The following is a 1,657-nucleotide window of genomic DNA, read 5'->3' on the forward strand; positions in this document are numbered from 1 at the left end:
GTTTATTTTTGACAAGAGCGGTAACCTGTTTGCTACTGTGCGCCTGGAAGGCACCGGTGCCTTGATTTGCAGTGCCGATGGCACCTGCCTGTATAACTGGAAAAAAGTGCGTCTTAAAACCAAATTTGACAGCGCCCTTCTGTTTGAGCATGATGATGATATTTACCTCGTTTCAAGACGCAGTTTGGATGGCGACATTGATAAGCTTAAGAACCGCACCACTGAAACCAAGCGCCGCGCCCGTAACCTTATTCGCTACTCTATTACCCGCAAGGTAACTGCACTTTATAAGCTGAATAAGAAAGACCTTTCGGTAACCCTGGTAACCGATTTTCCCAGCACCGGCGATAATGCTATTCCAGGTATCAGCAAACTGGATAACGATAACTACGTGCTGATGAATTACAGCAGCGACATACACGGCAAAAAGAAAAACTGGATTCGCGGCCAGTTGGGCAAAACCTACATTTACTGGACTACCCTGCATTTTGGTGCGAAGTAGTTTTAGGGATTCTGAAGTTATTCTTTCACAATCTTTTTCACTATCGTGTTATCTGAGGTGCATGCTTGTAAAAAGTAAAGGCCGCTTTCAAAGGAACTAATGTCGAGCTGAATTTTGGAGTTACCATTTTCAGGCTTGGTTTGGGGAACCCAAACAACTCTGCCATTGATATCTGTTATTTTAAGCAGAACCGGTTCTCCGGTTGCATTTTCAATATCTGCGGTAAGGTAATTATGAGCCGGCACAGGATAAACATCCATTGACTGGTTGGCACGCGGGGTTAATATGCCGGTAGGGTTTGTGTTTACTAAGGCGAAGCCACCACCTAATGGCGAAGACCCCGTAGAATCGAAAAGGTTATACAATTCTATATAATCCCGCGTTACGGGATTGAAGCGGAAAATAACGCCTGAGCCATTGCCACCACCTGCGCTTGTAGTGCCAAAAAGATAATCGCCTGACTGGGTTAAATCTCCCATTGGTTTAGCGCCAAACAACCCACCAAAATCATGCAGGTTAGTATATACTTTACTAATGGGGTCGAAACTGAAAATAACACCGGAGCTGTTAGCTCCGCCAGCAGACGCCATACCATAAAACTTGTCATCACTTCCAACAATTAAACTACCATAGGGGGCTAAGCCGTTAACGGTATCAAAGTTGTATAAATTATTGTAGGTTTGACTTACAGGATCGAAGCTGAAAATATTTCCTGAATTGACAGCGGGGAAATTTGAAGCATGTTGATTAAATGCAACGTCCATAAGCTGCGGGGCGTATTGGGGCTTTCCGGAAGTCATTCCGTACAAGATATGATTGTGCTCTATCATGCTGCCGAAGCCAAAGCCATCTTTAGTTCCTCCGAACGCGTGAAGGTTGGTATAGGTATTATTGTTTATATTGAAACTGTAAATGTTTCCGAATCCGTGTATATTCTGATAATAAGCGTTATAACCACTTGCCATGCCATATAATTTTCCATCGCTCGCTAATATGAGGCTTCCAAAAGGGGCATACCCGGAATCAACGAACCGCTGATAATAATCGCCATAGGAAATTCTGAAATCATATAAATCTTTATATACACTGGTATTTGTATTGTAGCTATATATTACACCGGCATCCCAATTGCCTCCGCCCATAGCTGCTCCATAA

General features: G+C 43.4%; 2 protein-coding genes. One reads left to right on the forward strand and one right to left on the reverse strand.

The window, feature by feature from the left end; genetic code table 11:
• A partial coding sequence (locus QZY09_RS06690) for a hypothetical protein (protein ID WP_295669934.1) occupies positions 1-502 on the forward strand: 502 nt, incomplete at its 5' end.
• Between the two features lie 17 nt (positions 503-519).
• Here QZY09_RS06690 and QZY09_RS06695 read toward each other — a convergent pair.
• Positions 520-1,657 (reverse strand): choice-of-anchor tandem repeat GloVer-containing protein (locus tag QZY09_RS06695; protein WP_295669937.1); only part of this gene is annotated, 1,138 nt, incomplete at its 5' end.

The organism is uncultured Mucilaginibacter sp. (genome assembly GCF_903913935.1).
Classification (GTDB): Bacteria; Bacteroidota; Bacteroidia; order Sphingobacteriales; family Sphingobacteriaceae; genus Mucilaginibacter.